Annotated in this window: 9 protein-coding genes; 1 reads left to right on the top strand and 8 read right to left on the bottom strand. The window is 71.1% G+C overall.

Features of this window, described 5'->3' with window-relative positions:
• Window positions 1-14 precede the first annotated feature (14 nt).
• From D7X30_RS07555 to D7X30_RS07580, 6 genes are all read right to left on the bottom strand, one after another.
• Entirely contained in the window at window positions 15-3,563 is a 3,549-nt protein-coding gene (locus D7X30_RS07555; RefSeq protein WP_120562164.1) for a serine/threonine-protein kinase, read from the bottom strand.
• Window positions 3,564-3,686: 123 nt separating this feature from the next.
• A complete protein-coding gene (locus tag D7X30_RS07560) occupies window positions 3,687-6,911 on the bottom strand; it encodes a DUF4215 domain-containing protein (RefSeq protein WP_120562165.1) in 3,225 nt (1,074 codons plus the stop codon).
• A gap of 12 nt (window positions 6,912-6,923) precedes the next feature.
• Window positions 6,924-8,672, bottom strand: a complete 1,749-nt coding sequence (locus D7X30_RS07565) for an OmpA family protein (protein ID WP_233591440.1) — start codon at window positions 8,670-8,672, stop codon at window positions 6,924-6,926.
• 241 nt (window positions 8,673-8,913) lie between these two features.
• A complete protein-coding gene (gene rnk / locus D7X30_RS07570) occupies window positions 8,914-9,330 on the bottom strand; it encodes a nucleoside diphosphate kinase regulator (RefSeq protein ID WP_120562167.1) in 417 nt (138 codons plus the stop codon).
• A 362-nt stretch (window positions 9,331-9,692) separates the two neighbouring features.
• Window positions 9,693-10,292, bottom strand: coding sequence for an imm11 family protein (locus D7X30_RS07575; RefSeq protein ID WP_233591441.1), 600 nt, complete (start codon window positions 10,290-10,292; stop codon window positions 9,693-9,695).
• Window positions 10,289-11,611 (bottom strand): AHH domain-containing protein, encoded by a 1,323-nt coding sequence (locus tag D7X30_RS07580; protein ID WP_120562169.1) that lies wholly within the window; start codon window positions 11,609-11,611, stop codon window positions 10,289-10,291. Before D7X30_RS07580 ends, D7X30_RS07575 begins: the two co-directional genes overlap by 4 nt.
• Window positions 11,612-11,705: 94 nt before the next feature.
• Between D7X30_RS07580 and opgC the strand changes: the two genes are divergently transcribed.
• Entirely contained in the window at window positions 11,706-12,815 is a 1,110-nt protein-coding gene (gene opgC, locus D7X30_RS07585; protein ID WP_120562170.1) for an OpgC domain-containing protein, read from the top strand.
• A gap of 1 nt (window position 12,816) precedes the next feature.
• Here opgC and D7X30_RS07590 read toward each other — a convergent pair whose 3' ends face one another.
• A complete protein-coding gene (locus D7X30_RS07590; RefSeq protein ID WP_120562171.1) occupies window positions 12,817-13,893 on the bottom strand; it encodes a nitronate monooxygenase family protein in 1,077 nt (358 codons plus the stop codon).
• Between the two features lie 587 nt (window positions 13,894-14,480).
• Window positions 14,481-15,425 carry a serine hydrolase gene (locus tag D7X30_RS07600; RefSeq protein ID WP_120562173.1) on the bottom strand — a complete coding sequence of 315 codons (945 nt, stop codon included), beginning with the start codon at window positions 15,423-15,425 and terminating at the stop codon, window positions 14,481-14,483.
• Window positions 15,426-15,431: the final 6 nt, after the last annotated feature.

A 15,431-nucleotide genomic window follows, 5' to 3' on the forward strand; every position in this document is an offset into this window, starting at 1 on the left:
CGCCGGTAGCGTCCTCAGGGCGTAGGGACGTCGGCCACGCTCTCCGGGCTCGGGACACGCGCTCCGGTGCGGAGGGCCAGCAGCCCGTCCCGCACCTCGCGCGCATGGGTCCACCGGGGACGGGCCGTCACCACCGCGTCGGCCAGCGCCAGTCCCCGCGTCAGCCCGGCCGCCGCGTCCTGCCCTTCACGGATGCGCCACCGCGCCCACGCGCCGTGGAGCTCCGCCGCCGCGAGCCGGTACTCCAGCCTGGGGTCGAGCTTCATCGCCTCCTCGAAGGCCTGCGCCGCGCGCGTGAACTCGCCCTCCGCCGCGCCGTGGCCCTGCACCATCCAACGCGCCCGGACGCCGGAGGCCTCCGCCAGATAGCGCCAGGCATTGCCCAGGCGCGGGTTCTGCTCGCGCGCCCGGCTCAGCGCCGTCTCCGCCTTCGTCAGGTCCGCCGCCGGGTCTCGCGCCTGTGACAGTGTCCACGTCGCGTGGCGCACCCAGGCCTTGCCCAGATTCGCCAGCAGGTCCGCGTCGTCCGGCAGCCGCTTCAGCGCCTCCGTGTAGTCCTCCACCGCGGCGCGCAGCGCGACGCTCGGGTCCTCGCCCTTCGTGAGCTGGAGCTCCGCGCGGAAGACCTCCCACTCGCCCAGGTTGTTGAAGGCGAAGCCTTGCGTGGGCGCCAGGGTGCGGGCCTTCTCGAACGACGCCTTCGCTTCGTCGAGCAGCGCCTTCGTGTCGCCGCCCTCCTCTGCTCGCAGCTCCGCCTGCCAGAACACCGCGGAGCCCAGCGCGTTATGGAGCGCGGGAGGCTTCGCGTTGAGCGCCAGCCCCTGCCGGTACAGCGTCAGGGCGCGCTCCAGGTCCACGCTGACGTCCTCGCCCTTCAGGTAGCGGGCGCGCGCGAGCTGCTCCGCCACCTCCGCGCCGTTGAAGCACGCGACGAAGTTGTCCGGGTTGAGGGACAGGGCCCGCGTGAGCGCGCTGTTCGCGCGGCGCAGGTCGCCCGTCGCATCCGGCGCACCCTGGGCGCCCGCCCGCTTGCGGTACGCGACGCCCAGGTTGATCCACGACAACGGCTGCTGCTCGCTCAGCTGGAGCGCCGCCTGGTACTCGGCGATGGCCTTGTCCAACAGCGGCAGCGGATCTCCGCCGCGCGCGGCCTCCGCGTCCGCCTGTCCCTGCCAGGTCAGGCCCAGGTTGTCGTGGAACGCGAAGTCGCGGTCCTCCGGGCGCAGCTGTTCGAAGGAGGCAATCGCGAGCTTCAGCTGTCCGCGCGGGTCCTCCCCGTGCTGCTGCTGGTAGCGCGCCCACTGGCGATGCGTGAGGGCCCGCTCCAGCGGGATGCGGTCACTCGGCGTGGCCACGGCCTCCGCGGTGCGCAGCGCGGCCAGGGACTTCTCCAGCAGCGGAGCCACGCCTTCGCCGCCCTGGTTCGCGCGATGCTGCGCGAGCCGGCGGTGGAAGCGCGACACCAGCACCAGCGAGCGGGCATGGTCCGGCGCAGCGGCGAGCGCGTGCGACAGCGCCTCCAGGCCTCGCTCGTAGTGCGGTAGCACGTTGCCCTCGCCGTACAGCTCCATCACCAGCGCGGCCAGCTCCAGCCGCCCCAGCACCGAGTGCACCACGGGCTGACTCTCCGCCGTGGCGACGGCGGAGGCGTACGCCTCGCGGCTCAGCGCCAGGTCCGCCTGCGAACCCGCGCGGTCCCCGCCATTCCAGCGCCGCGTGGCCCGCGCGAGCAGGATGTCGCCACGCAAGAGCGGCGCCTCGTAGAACCACGGCGACTCCGTGCCCGGCGCGTCCAGCAGCGCCAGCGCGTCCTCCGGCCGGTCCTCGTAGAAGGCGAACAGGGCCTTCACGAACGACGGCGGCGCGGGGACATCCGGCCCTTCCGCCTGGCGCAGGTACACGAGCGCCGGGTCGCGGTAGCGCCCGTTCAGCTCCTTGAGCCGGGCCTCGCGCTGCGCGGGGGCGCGGCGCTCCACGTCCAGCAACAGCTGCTCGCGGTACAGGTGGCCCAGCGTCTGCGCCAGCGCCCACGCCACGCGCGGTTCGCGGTAGCCGTGCGCCCACGCGGACTCCAGCTTCGCGCGCGCGCCGTCCAGGTCGTCCAGCACGAACAGGGCGCGGCCCAGCGCGTACTCGCCAGGGCCCACCGCCTGCTCGCCCGCGCGGGAAATCTCCTGCTCCAGCGCGGCCATGCTCGCGCGCAATGCCTCACGGTCCTTGCGCGTGTCGTGCAGGCGCGACAGGGCGGAGTAACGCGCCGAGGACTCGATGCGCTCCACGCGTTCGGTGAAGGCGCGGGCCAGCCGCTCGCGTTCGGCCACCTCACCGCGCGCGAGCTGCGCCTGCGTGAGCGCGCCGGCCACCACCGCCACCACCGTGCCGCCCAGCGCCAGCGCCGCGCGGTGCTTGCGGACCTTCTTGCCCAGCCAGTAGCGCGCGCCATGACGGGCCCGCACCGGCTCGCCAGCCAGGAAGCGCTCCAGGTCTTCCGTGAAGGAGCGCACGGAGTCGTAGCGGAGCGGCCGCTCCTTCTCCAGGCACTTGAGGACGACGGCCTCCAGGTCCTCCGGGATGTCCGGCTCCAGCGCGCGCGGACGCGGCGGCGGCTCCGCCTGGAGCTTCGCGAGCACCTCCTTCTCCGTGCCGCCGGTGAAGGGAGGCTGCCCGGTGAGCAGCGCATATAATGTCGCGCCCAGCGCGTAGACGTCCGCGCGGCGGTCCAGGCGGTGGCCCTCACCGCGGGCCTGCTCGGGCGGCATGTAGTGCGGCGTGCCCAGCACCGCGTTCGGGGTGGTGCTGTCCTCGCGCCAGTCCCGCGCCAGGCCGAAGTCCATCACGAACGGGTTGAAGCCTCCGTCCTCCGTGCGCTCCACCAGGATGTTGCCGGGCTTCAGGTCGCGGTGGACCAGCCCCACGCGGTGCGCGGCGTGCACGCCCTCCGCGGCCTGACACAGCACCCAGACGCGCTGCTCCAGCGTGAGCGAGTTGGAGAGCTGCCCCAGCGACGGGCCCTCCACGTAGCGCATGGCGATGAAGGCGTGCCCGCGCACCTCGCCCACTTCGTAGACCTCGCACACGCGCTCGTGGCGCACGCGGGCCTGGGCGCGGGCCTCCGACAGGAAGCGGCGGGCCAGCTCCGGGTCCCCGTCTCGCACGAACTTGAGGGCCACGTTGCGGCGCAGCAGCGGGTCATAGGCCAGGAACACCTGCCCCATGCCGCCCTGCCCCAGGAAGCGCACGGGCTCGTAGCGGTCCCAGCCGGGCACCGGAAAGGAGGGCACACCCTCCACGGCCAGCGAGGACGGGACCGCCGTGCCCAGCGTGGCGGCCTCCTGGATGGGGACTTCACCCCGGTCCGTGCAGCCGCGAGCCAGGTCCTGCCGCAAGAGGTCCAGGGTGTCCTCCGTCAGCCGGCCCCGTTCCTTCAACAGCTCCAGGGGCCCGCGGTGCAGGCGGAGGGCCTCCTCGCGCAGGGCGGCCGCCTCGTCGGAGGACAGCAGCCCCTCGTCCAGCGCGAGAAGGACCTCCTCCTCGTAAGACTCTTGATGACCTGCCCCGGGCACGGACGAAGCATACGGGGAAGGCCGGGGGACGCGGGAGCGCCGCCGGAAGGGCGCCAAGAAGGGGAGCGAGGGGGCGCTCCCGGGAAGGGGGAAGGCCGGCCCCTCCGGCGGGCTCCGCGAGGCTCAAGCGGCGCGGCGCTGACGACGGCGCAGCCCCGGCACTCCCATCAGGCCCAGCAGGGCCAGCCAGGAGGCATCCGGCGCGGTGCTGCACCCGCCGCCCGCGAAGGCGCGCGTGCTCACCACCGTCCAGGTGTACTCCGCCGGGGTCTCATCCGTGTTGCCGCTGCCGTCCACCGCGCGGACGCGCAGGACGTGGTCCCCGCTGCCGACGGTGTAGCTGTCCTGGCACGGGCCCCAGGCTCCGCCGTCGAGGCTGCACTCAAACGTGGAGCCCTCTTCCGTGGAGGCGTACTCGAAGTCCGCCGTGCGGCTGGAGGTGGTCGGCTCCGGGCCCTTCACGATGGAGGTGTCCGGGGCCTGGTTGTCCAGGACCACGCTGTCCACGACGAAGGGGACCGCGGTGGACGAGGGGCTGGTGACGCCCGCGGGAGACTTGGCCGTGGCCGTCACGGTGTGCGGGCCGTCCGTCAGCGGCGTGGTGGGCACGCAGCTCCACTTGCCGGCCGCGTCCACGGTGGCGGTGCAGAGGACGGTGGTGCCTTCGCGCACCGTCACCGTCGCGCCGGGCTCGCCGGTGCCGGTGATGGCGGGCGTGCCGGTGGTCACCGTGGTGTTCGCCTCCGGGCCGGTGATGACCGGCGCCGGGACCTCGGTGTCCACGATGAAGGGGACGGCGGTGGATGGGAAGCTGGGGCTGCTCGTAGGCGTCTCGGCCGTGGCCGTCACGGTGTGCGGGCCGTCCACCAGGGGCGTCGTGGGCGTGCAGGTCCAGTTGCGGCTCGCGTCGACGGTGGCCGTGCAGACCACGGTGGTGCCTTCACGCACCGTCACCGTCGCGCCGGGCTCACCGGTGCCGGAGATGGGAGGCGTGCCGGTGGTCACCGTGGAGTTCGCCGCGGGGCCGGTGATGACCGGGGCCGGCGTCACGGGCCCGGGCTCCTCCGCCACGCACTTCTGGGAGACCGGGTCGCAGTACGCCTCGCAGACGTTGGACGCGGTGCACGTCTGGCCCACCTCCAGCAGGCAGCGCGGCGAGCAGGTGTCGCCGCCCACCAGGTTGCCGTCGTCGCACACCTCGGTGCCCGCGCGGACGCCGTCGCCGCACGTGGTGCCGCAGACGCTGGGCGAGCCGTTGCAGCTGTAGCCCGGCTCCTCGGCGCAGGTGGCGTTGCAGCCGTCGCCGCTGGCGGCGTTGCCGTCGTCGCACTGCTCACCGGCCTCCAGCGTGCCGTTGCCGCAGGTGTTGAGGCACGCGGTGCCAGGGACGGGGCAGCTGTAGCCCGGCTCCACGGCGCAGGTCGCGTTGCAGCCGTCGCCCGCCGTGGTATTGCCGTCGTCGCACGCCTCGGCGCCCGCGCGGATGCCGTCGCCGCAGAGGGTGGTGCAGGCGCTGGGCTGACCCGAGCAGCTGTAGCCCGTCTCCACGCGGCAGCCACTGGAGCAGCCGTCGCCGGACGCCTCGTCCGCGTCGTCGCAGGTCTCGTTCGGATCCAGGGCGCCGTTGCCGCACGACTGGACGCACACGGAGGGGCCGTTGGACGGCGTGGAGCAGGCATAGCCGCCCTCCACCCGGCACTCGGTGGCGCAGCCGTCACCGGAGGTCAGGTTGCCGTCGTCGCACTGCTCGCCCGGGTCCATGTTGCCGTTGCCGCACGTCTTCGCGCAGGGCTGGCCCGGCGTGGCGCACGCGTAGCCCAGCTCCAGGGTGCAGGCGTTGGAGCAGCCGTCGTTCAGGTTCGTGTTGCCGTCGTCGCACAGCTCACCGGCGTTGAGCACGCCGTTGCCGCACAGCGGAGCGCAGACGGACGGGGCGCCGTTGCAGGAGTAGCCCGTCTCGATGCGGCACGCCGCCGAGCAGCCGTCGGAGCTGAACACGTTGCTGTCATCGCACTGCTCTCCCGCGTTGATGACGCCGTTGCCGCAGGAAGCCACGCAGGCCTGGCCCGGCGCGGGGCAGGCGTAACCGTCCTCCACGCGGCAGCTGGCGTTGCAGCCGTCGTTAGACGTGAGGTTGCCGTCGTCGCACTGCTCGCCGGGGTTCAGGTTTCCGTTGCCGCACGTCTTGGCGCAGGTGCTGGGCGCACCGGCGCAGCCATAGCCGGGCTCGATGCCGCAGGTGGCGCTGCAGCCGTCGCCGTTGCCGGTGTTGCCGTCGTCGCACTCCTCGCGCGGGGAGACGGCGCCGTCACCGCAGCGGTCGTCGTAGGCGTCCACGAAGAGGTAGCGGAAGGCATTCGGCGCGTTGCCGTCGTTCTCGTTGCACAGCTCGATGCGGTTGAGGCCCGGGTGCCAGGCCGCGCTGGTGCCGAACTCGCGGAAGATGTTCTTCTGCCAGGGCTGGCCGGGCGGGTTGTTCACGGTGACGGGCGTGATGGCCACGCCGTTCACCTTCGCGCCGTCGAACTCGTTGTCATTGAAGGTGGCCAGGCGCAGGCGGAACTGCGCGATGTTGGTCGTCGAGGGGATGAGGAAGTCCTGGTACACGCACGTCTGCGCGCCCTGGTCCGCCATGAAGCGCGCGGTCTGCATCTCCAGCGGCCAGTCGTTCGCGTCGCGGATGCCGGTGGCCGCGCCGGTGGTGGTGCCGGCGTAGAACCAGTGCGGATCCACCGCGCCCGTGGGCAGGCGGCGGTTCTGCGCGTCCACGCCGGTGTTGAACACCGCCACGCCCGCCTTCACGCAGCGGCTGGGGCTGCCCGCGCAGGCGAAGCCGGGCTCCACCTCGCACTGGCGGCTGCACCCGTCGCCCTCGAAGCGGTTGCCGTCGTCGCAGACCTCCTGCGCGTAGGACGGGTACTGCCGGTTGTCGAACGTGCCGTTGCCACACAGCGACAAATCACACGTGGCCGAACAGCCGTTGCTGCCGCTGGTGGTGTCGCCGTCGTCGCACAGCTCGCCGGGGTTCACCACGTTGTTGCCGCACAGGCTGGCCAGCGAACACGCGCTGCCGGGCACGTGGCACAGGTAGCCCGCCTCCACGGTGCCGGTGGACGAACAGCCGTCCCCGCTCACCGTGTTGCCGTCGTCACACTGCTCGCCGGGCTGGAGCCGGCCGTCCCCCACGAGCGCGGAAGACTGGCTCGTGAGCACGGGCTCGGAAGTGGAGGAGCGCGCTTCGCAGCCGGCGAGGAGGAACAGCGAACACAGGGCCAGCATGTGCAGGCCCGTGCGCAGGGCCATGCGGGGTGAATCTCCCCGGAGGGAATGCATCAGGGTCTTGAGCATGAACGGTCTGCCTTACTTCCGAAGGGTGTCAGGGGAAGAGGAGGAGGCGGGCGCCGTCTGCACGCCCTCGGCCTCTCCGACGATCTTGAATTCGACGCGGCGGTTCTTCGCGCGGCCGTCCGCCTTCGCGTTGTCCGCGATGGGCTGCGTGGGCCCGAAGCCCTGCGCCACCAACCGCTCGCGCTGCACGCCCTTGCTCACGAGGTAGTCCACCACCGCCTCGGCGCGCCGCTGGGACAGCTCCAGGTTGTAGGAGGCCTTGCCGGTGTTGTCGGTGTGGCCCTCCACGCGCACCTTCTCGATGTCCGGATGGGACACGAGGATGGCCGCGACCTTGTCGAGCACCGCGTTGCTGCGCTTCTGGATGACGGCCTGGTTGTTCTCGAAGAAGACCGCTTCCATGATGCGGATGCTGCCGGAGTCGATGCGCGCGACGGGCGCCTCCTTGCAGCCGCCGTTGGCCTCGGTGCCGGGCTCGTCGGGGCAGTTGTCCAGGCGGTCCACGATGCCGTCACCGTCGCGGTCGGGCTCCACGTCCGGGCAGCCGTCCTGGTCCTTGTAGCGGTTGAACGTCTCCGGCTCCTTGGGGCACTGGTCCTTGGAATCCACGATGCCGTCCCCGTCGGAGTCAGGGTCGTCCGGGCAGCCGTCCTCGTCCTCGAAGCCGTTCTTGTTCTCCGCCTGCGTGGGGCACTTGTCCGCCAGGTTGGGGATGCCGTCCTGGTCGTCGTCCTTGTCCGGGCAGCCCTGGAGCTGCGCCAGGCCGGCCGTCGTCGGGCACTGGTCATCGCGGTTCTTCACGCCGTCGCCGTCCGCATCCAGGTCGGGACACTCGGCGGCCACGTGGGGCTGGCCCGCGATACAGACGGGGCCCTTGGGCGCGGGCGGCGTGCCGAAGGACACACCGGCGAGCACGCGGAAGCGCGGCGTGCCGGGCGTCTGGCCAAAGCCCGGGCCGCCCATGACGTACACCTCGGTGCCGTCCGCGGTGGGGACGCGCAGGCCCAGGAGCGCTTCCAGCGAGCTGGGCGAGTCCTGCGTGGGAATGGTGCCGCGCACGATGACCTCTTCGCGCAGGCCCCAGAGGCTGGCGGACAGGTTGACGCCGCCGTTGAGCTCCACGCCCATCTCATCGAGGTAGGGCTGCGTCTGCGGCGTCAGCGCGTACGTCTTCGTGCGCACGAGCGCGCCGACGTCCGCGCCCACGCGGAAGGTGCCGCCCAGCTGCTTGCCGGCGCCCAGGCGCGGGGAGAAGGTGAAGCCCTCGTCGCGGGTGAGGGCGGCCTTGCTGCCCAGGGGCAGGGCCGCGCCCAGGTGCAGCCCCAGGTCCATCGGTCCGCCCCGGTTTTCGGAGAGGAAGCCCACGCGGGCCTGGACCCACGGCGTGCCGAGCGCGCTGGTGGTGGGGCGGGACACGCCATTCGACGCGGTCTCCGGACCCCACTGGGCGACGATGGGCACCTGGGCGCCCAGTTCCAGCCAGTTCGTGAGGGAGTACGCCGCGCTCACGTAAGCCGTCACGCGGTGGGAGATGATGTCGGCCTGACGCTCGTCGTCCTCCACAAGGACGAGAGGCCGGTTCTCGTATTGCGCCGTCAACCCGATGCGGTACTGGCCCGAGGGGAGCAGGTCACCGGTGGACAGCACGAGGCTGTCACGCATGGCGGGGTTGAGCTGCAGGCGCTCCAGTTCGATGCCCGGGATGCTGCTCTGGGCCTGGGCGCTGAAGGCGCAAAGGACGGCCAGTCCTCCGAGCCCCAAGTGATGCCTTCGTGCGAACAAGCGTTCCTCCACATGCACACACGGGCGTGAGAGAGGCCCGCGTCCCTTCGCCAGGCGAGGGGTACGCAGGCGATTGCACGCCAGGGGCCAGGAGGTGTCGGGAAGGCAACGTCCAGCAATCGCGCGGGGATGCGGCGGGGGCCGGCCTCCCCGGGGTGGGCATGACGCGTCAGCGGGGGACGCGGACCGACCGCTGACGCGTCATGGGGAGACGCGGGGCCTACAGGTGGAAGTGGCCGGCGGCCTCCGGCTGGTAGGGCACGGCGACGATGCGCAGGCGGCGGGTGCGCCCCTGGGGGAGGGGCCACTCCACGGTCTGGCCCACGGACAGGCCCAGGAGGGCGCTGCCCACGGGGGCGAGGATGGAGATGCGGCCGGCGTCGCTGTTGGCGTCCTTGGGATAGACGAGCGTGACTTCGCGCGTCTCGCCGGCCTCTCCGTCTTCATAGACGACGGTGCTGTTCATGGTGACGACGTCGCGGGGAATGGAGTCGGAGGACGTGACGACGGCGCGGGCGAGCTCGGACTCCAGCTGCTCCACGAGCTCGGCGTTGCGGGCGTTGCCGTACTGTTCGACGACGCGCTCCAGGCGCTGGAGGTCGGTGTCGGTGACGATGAGGGGGTGGTCGTGGGTCATGGCGATTGCCTCCGGTGGGAAGGGGATGGGGACGGCACGCACACCTGGAAAGGTGGGGGTGCGTGGCGCGAAGGTTCAGTGGGGGTGGAGCGGACGCCGTCCGTCGTGAGCTACGCGAGACGGGCGGCGTGGGTGACAAGCCAGGCGGTGGCTCGGCCGTGCGCGGGCAGCGTCCGGCGCACGGAAATCCGGCGCGGAGCACGCTGCAGGCAGGCTGTGAGCGAAACCGTCATCTGACGAGGAACCCGGGGGTTGCGGCTGCGGTGAAGTGCTGAATGTAGCCGTGTGCGCCCTGATTGCAACCAAGCCTCGGAAACAAGCGGCCTGGCGGACAGTCGCCGTGACGCACGGAGGCGCGGGAATCAGCGGAGCGGGGACACGTCCTTGAATTGCACGCCCGTGGCGCCGATGGATTCGAGCGCCAGCTTGATGTCCTCGGAGACGATGAGCGCGATGAGCCAGCCCCAGGTGCGGAAGACCTTCGCGTCCCCGGTCCTGGTCGGGTCGATGCGCAGCCGATGAACCGCTTGATAGGTGCCGACCCGCTCGGGCCGTCCATCCTCCGGCGTCCAGTAGCGCACCTCGCCCGAGGCGGTGTCGTCGATGCACTTCACGACGCGCACGACGTTGACGAGGAAGTACGTGTCCGGGGAGTCGTCCATCGTAACGGGGAACAGCTCCACGTCCCCCGGAGCCAGTCGGGACAGCACTTCCGCGACCCGTTGGGAGACGACAGGGACAGCGCCCGCATCCGCGAGCGAGAAGTCGAGCGCCCTTCCCCGCGAGTAGGACGGAACGCGCAGCGCACTCTCCACCCGCGCGGGAGTACCCTGCATGAACAGCCACGAGCCGTGGTCCTGCCCCTGGGCGTCCACGGGCGTTCCAAGCTCCCATCGGCCGGGCAGTGTCACGTCGTCGGTGAGCTTGAAGTACCGGGGCGTCACGCAGGCATCCTGCCTCATCCACCACTCCGGGTGACCAGCTTGTTGAGCCAGGTGTTCTCCGTCGCGAGCTCCTTCGCGAGGATCCGCAGCGCCTGTGTCAGGTCGACCCGGCACTGCTGAATTGTCCGGCATGTGCTGGTCGCGAGCCTCAACCGCTCAAAGACCTCCGCGTGGTACTCCTGCGGATGCGGCCCCTTGTGCCCCGGAACGTGGACCTGGTTCTCCGGATCGTTCAGGGACATGCCTGCCTTGTCGAAGAGTTGTTGATAACGCGGCGTCCACGGGCCTCCGTTCGCGGTGGACGTGCTGAACTTGTCGGAAGCGATGTGGTGCTTGGGTCCTGGCACCTCCACGGGCCCGCCAGCCGCCACCGCGCCCGGTGCCAGGGTAAGCAGGATGTCACCCGTCGCGGACACGGCGACGGACTCCACCTGCGCGACCGCGCCCAGCCGGAAGCCGCCCTCCGCCACGCCCACGAGTGACGCCTGTGCCGAACCGGGCAGCGTGGGCACCTTCGCGGCCAGCGTCTCCGCGGTGCTACCCAGCGCCGCCGTGGCCAGCATGACGAAGGCCCGCGCGGCGTTCTGGCCCATCACCTCGCCGTACTGCTCTCCCGCGTCCCGGAGCTCGTCGAAGGTCGTGGCCTCCGCCACCGCATCCGCGAGTCGCACCCATCCGTGGATGAGGCTCCACACCGTGTCGACGCCCAGGTAGGCGATGAGCACCGCCGTCATCGTCGCCGCGACGCCCTTCGACACGGGCTCAGGCAACAGCCACAGGCCCAGATACAAGGCGCCGGTCGTGACGATCATGGAGAGCACGGCCTCGCGATCCGTCATCCCGCGCAGCGCGTCCTCCGTCTCGTCCCACACCGAGTCCAACGCGATGGAGAAGGCCAGCGTGCGCTTGCCGTCCTCATCCAGCGTGGGCCCTCGCTCCAACAGGTGGAGACAATCCCCAGTGAGCGCCTTGCGCTTGCACCATCGGCCATACGCCGCCGCCAGCTCCGCCTCCGGAGCATCACTGAGCCGGAGGTGTCCGCGCACAGGCTCCTGCACGGAGACGAGCCCCAGGCGCCCACGCACGTGGGCATAGGGCCGTGACGGAAGCGAGGCAGCCAGCAGCCGGCGGGCCGCCTCCATGGAGTGCGAGGAGACAGCTGCGGTGCGTGCGAGACCCGCGACCGTGGCAGCGAAGGCGTCTTCGTCCAACACCACGGACCGGAGGTCCCGCTGTGGCGTGTGGACACGGGTGGGTCCCCGGCCCGTACTGAGGCGCACGCTTCGGGACGCCGCGCACCCGGTCCCCATGAGCAGCATCCACGCGATGACGGCCATGTGCGTCATCCGGACAGTGACACTGGATCCGAGCGACCGGTGCGGTTTACCCGGGACGTGGGGCTGTGGCATGGGTGAAGAGAGTCTACCCGCCATGAAACGCCGCCCCGAGTTCGACAGCCTGCGCGGAGTGCTGCTCGTCCTGATGACGCTGACGCACCTGCCCACCCGGCTGAGTGTCATCGGCAATCAGCCGTTCGGCTTCGTGTCCGCCGCCGAGGGCTTCGTGTTCCTCTCCGCGTTCCTCGTGGGTGTGGTGCACGCGAAGAAGCTGGGGACTTCAAGCCCCGTGGCGATGTTCAAGAGCCTCTGGAGCCGTGCCCTCAAGGTGTACGGCTACCACGTCGCCCTGCTCTTCTTCGCGTTCACCATCATCGCCGCGCTGGGCGTCGCCGCGCGCAGGCCCGCCATCCACAACCTGCTCGGGTTCTTCCACCAGGACCCGTTCACCGCCCTGTGGAGCAGCCTGTTCCTCCTCTACTGTCCCCCGTTGCTCGACATCCTTCCGCTCTATGTCGTGCTGCTGCTGCTCACGCCCGCCGTGCTGCTCGGTGCGCGCAAGGAGGGCTGGTCCCGGGTGCTGGGGCTGAGCGCCCTCATCTGGGTCTGGGCGCAGGTGGGCCTCAAGCGCGCCCTGTATGACCTGCTCGTCGCCATCCCCGTGCTGCCGTGGCCGCCGTTGAGCATCGACCTGTCGGGCGCATTCGACCTGTTCGCGTGGCAGTTCCTCTGGGTGCTCGGGGTGTGGATGGGCGTGGCCCGCGCCACCGCGCCGGAGCAGCGCGAGCCCGTGTCCCGCCGGCTCCTCACGGGCGCCATCGTCGTCAGCCTGGGGTTCTTCGTCGTGCGCCACCTCGACGTGGACCTGGGCGCCGCGGGGGTGCTGTTCGACAAGTGGTCGCTCGCGCCGCTGCGGCTCGTGAACTTCCTGGCCGTGGCCCTGCTGGCGAGTTGGCTCGCGCCCCGCCTGTTCCAATGGCTGCGTCCCAAGGTGCTGGAGGCGTTGGGACAGGCGTCGCTGCCCGTGTTCGCCGTGCACGTGGTGCTGTGCCTGCTCAGCCTGTCGCTGCTGGACGAGAACGAGGACCCGCTGGACTACTGGGATGAAGCCGCGGTCCTCGTGGCCACGTTCTGCAGCATGTACTTCGTGGCGCTGCGCCAGCGCATCGCGGGCCGGAGCATGGGCCCGCCGTCGACGTCCTGAGTCAGCCGCGCACGGCGGACAGCGCGGCGTCGGTCTCCGCCACCAGGGCGCGCACCAGATCCGCCGCGGGGCCCTCTCGCGACAGGCCAATGCCCTGCCCCGCCCACAGGGCCATGAAGCGCGTGTCGTTCTGCTTCGACGACGCGGCCCTCAGCGTGCGCGTGGCTCCGTGCTGCTGCGGAAATGGCAGGATGGCTCCGGCCTCCTCCAGCGTGGTCGTCAGTTCATTCGGAATCGCGCGGGCCGGGCGTCCGGAGAAGGCGCGGGTGATGCGTGACGATTCATCCCGGGCCTCGCGCAACAGCGCCTTGTGGGCCGCCGCCGCGCTGGACTCCTGGCACCGCAGGAACGCCGTGCCCAGCTGCACGGCCGCCGCGCCCAGCATCCGGGCCGCCGAGATACCGCGTCCGTCCATGATGCCGCCGCTGGCGATGACCGGCACCCGCACGGCGTCCACCATCTGCGGCACGAGCGCCATCGTGCCCACCATGCCCGCCTCGAACGAACCGCCGAAGGAGCCCCGGTGGCCTCCCGCCTCCGAGCCCTGCGCGACAATCGCATCCACGCCTGCGGCCTCCAGTGCCTGGGCCTCGCGCACGTTCGTCGCCGTGCCCACGACGAGGATGCCGCGCGACCGGAACGCCTCCAGCACCGGCGCGGGCGGAATGCCGAAGGTGAAGCTGAACACCGTCGGCGCCGCTTCGAGCACGGCCTCCACCTGCTTCGCGAAGTCCGGCATCGCGGTCGCCGGAATCACGGGAGGAGGCAGCCCCAGCGCGGCATGGAAGCGCTCGATGATGGCGAGCGTGGGCCCCGGGTCCGAGGGAGCCACCGCGGGCTGTGGCGCGAAGAGATTGATGGCGTAGGGCCGTGAGGTGAGTGAGCGCACCGCGCGGGCCTGCTGGACGATGTCCTCCGGCTGCACGTACGCGGCCCCCAGCGAGCCCAGACCGCCGGCTTCCGACACCGCCGCGACCAACTCCGGCGGCGTCAGGCCCCCTGCCATCGGCGCCTGGATGATCGAATGCTCCACCCCGAGCCGCTCCGAGAACCTGCGCCACGCCTGCGGATCCATCATGGCTACACCTCCCCGTGATTCACGTCGGACAGCATTAACGGCCCGGCTTCACATGGGAGCGCCGCGCGCTCCGGAGGCATCAGTCCTACTTTCACGCTCCATGCCAGGAACGAGGCGCCATGTCCCCCCGCGTCAGTCCGATAGGGTTCCGGCATGACGGCCACCTCCCGGCCGGGCCGGTCCCAAACCTGTCGGACAGTCGGACAGCCTTCCGTCGTCCGGACCTGTCCGACTGTCGGACAGCCTTCCGCCATGTGCCGTCCGGTCTGACTGTCGGACAGGTTTTCGTCGCGCGGTCCCGACGGGTCCGACTGTCCGACAGGTTCCCATTGCCCGAACCGGTCCGACTGTCCGACAGGTTCCCATTGCCCGAACCGGTCCGACTGTCCGACAGGTTTCCGTTGCCCGAACCGGTCCGACTGTCCGAGAGGTCTCCGTTGCCCGAACCGGTCCGACTGTCCGAGAGGTCTCCGTTGCCCGAACCTGTCCGACTGTCCGACAGGTCTCCGTTGCCCGAACCTGTCCGACTGTCGGACAGGTTTTCGCGGTCCGCCTCCGGCGGGGAGCCTGACGGGATTCTCACCTTCTCATTCGCAGTCGTAGTTCGGCGCGGGCGCTCCGGGCTCCAGCACCACGGGCACCGGGCCTCCCGCCCGGGCCAGGGCCTCTCCACAGTCCAGCGCCGCGTCCTTCGCCAGGTGCCGGTACAGGACACACGACGCACGCTCCACGAAGAACGCCTGCTTCGGCCAGTCCGGTCCTCTCGAGGCCAGGATGGCCACCGCGTACCGGCCACCGTCCGGCAGCGTCACCAGCCCCACCTCGTTGAGCACGTTGTAGCGCGCGTCATCCCCGCAGCAGCCCGGCGGCAGCCACCCGCCCTTGTGCTGGAGCGACGCGCGGGCGCTCGCGGGCAGGCGCGTTCCCAGCCAACCGCCGCAGCCCTCCCGAGGCGTCAACTCCATCCACTTCAGCAGCCGCGCCGTGGGCTCCGGCTCCATCAGCTCCCGCTGCTCCAACCGCGCCAGGAACGACACCATGTCGTCCGCGCAGAAGTAGTTGTCCCGCCCCATCACCCGCGGCGAGTTCGTCGCCCAGCGCTCCCGGCCGTAGTTCCACTTCGTCAGCGCCGTGTGCTCCAGGCCCAGGCCGCGAAGATAGACATTGATGGCATCCGGGCCGCCCACCAGGTCAATCACCTCGCCGGAGGCTTCGTTGTCCGACGTGCGGAACACCTTCTCCGCGAGCGGTGCCACCGTCGCCAGGTCCCGCTGTCCCAACGCCGCCGCCACCCAGAACACCTTCGCGGAGCTGGCGGAGATGTGCGGCTCCAGGCCGGAGACGCTCGCCGTCTCCCCCGTGCGCAGGTCCATCACCGCGAGCGACAGGTCCGTCCCGGGCGACAGACGCGTGGCCTCGCCCGCCAGTGACTCCACCACCGCCTTCAGGGACTCACGAGGAGCGCCCGCCTCCGGCTTCGTCGCGCAACCACTCATCGCCAGGAGCCCTGCCCAGAGCAACACCGTCCGCATCCGCGA

Origin of the sequence: Corallococcus sp. AB011P, assembly GCF_003611605.1 — a bacterium.
Classification (GTDB): domain Bacteria; phylum Myxococcota; class Myxococcia; order Myxococcales; family Myxococcaceae; genus Corallococcus; species Corallococcus coralloides.

What these genes read in the sequence shown, in the direction of transcription:
- D7X30_RS07560 (WP_120562165.1), bottom strand. Translation starts at nt 6,911, where the DNA reads ATGCTCAAGACCCTGATGCATTCCCTCCGGGGAGATTCACCCCGCATG.
- D7X30_RS07580 (WP_120562169.1), bottom strand. Translation starts at nt 11,611, where the DNA reads ATGGCCGTCATCGCGTGGATGCTGCTCATGGGGACCGGGTGCGCGGCG.
- rnk (WP_120562167.1), bottom strand. Translation starts at nt 9,330, where the DNA reads ATGACCCACGACCACCCCCTCATCGTCACCGACACCGACCTCCAGCGC.
- D7X30_RS07600 (WP_120562173.1), bottom strand. Translation starts at nt 15,425, where the DNA reads ATGCGGACGGTGTTGCTCTGGGCAGGGCTCCTGGCGATGAGTGGTTGC.
- D7X30_RS07590 (WP_120562171.1), bottom strand. Translation starts at nt 13,893, where the DNA reads ATGATGGATCCGCAGGCGTGGCGCAGGTTCTCGGAGCGGCTCGGGGTG.
- opgC (WP_120562170.1), top strand. Translation starts at nt 11,706, where the DNA reads ATGAAACGCCGCCCCGAGTTCGACAGCCTGCGCGGAGTGCTGCTCGTC.
- D7X30_RS07575 (WP_233591441.1), bottom strand. Translation starts at nt 10,292, where the DNA reads ATGAGGCAGGATGCCTGCGTGACGCCCCGGTACTTCAAGCTCACCGAC.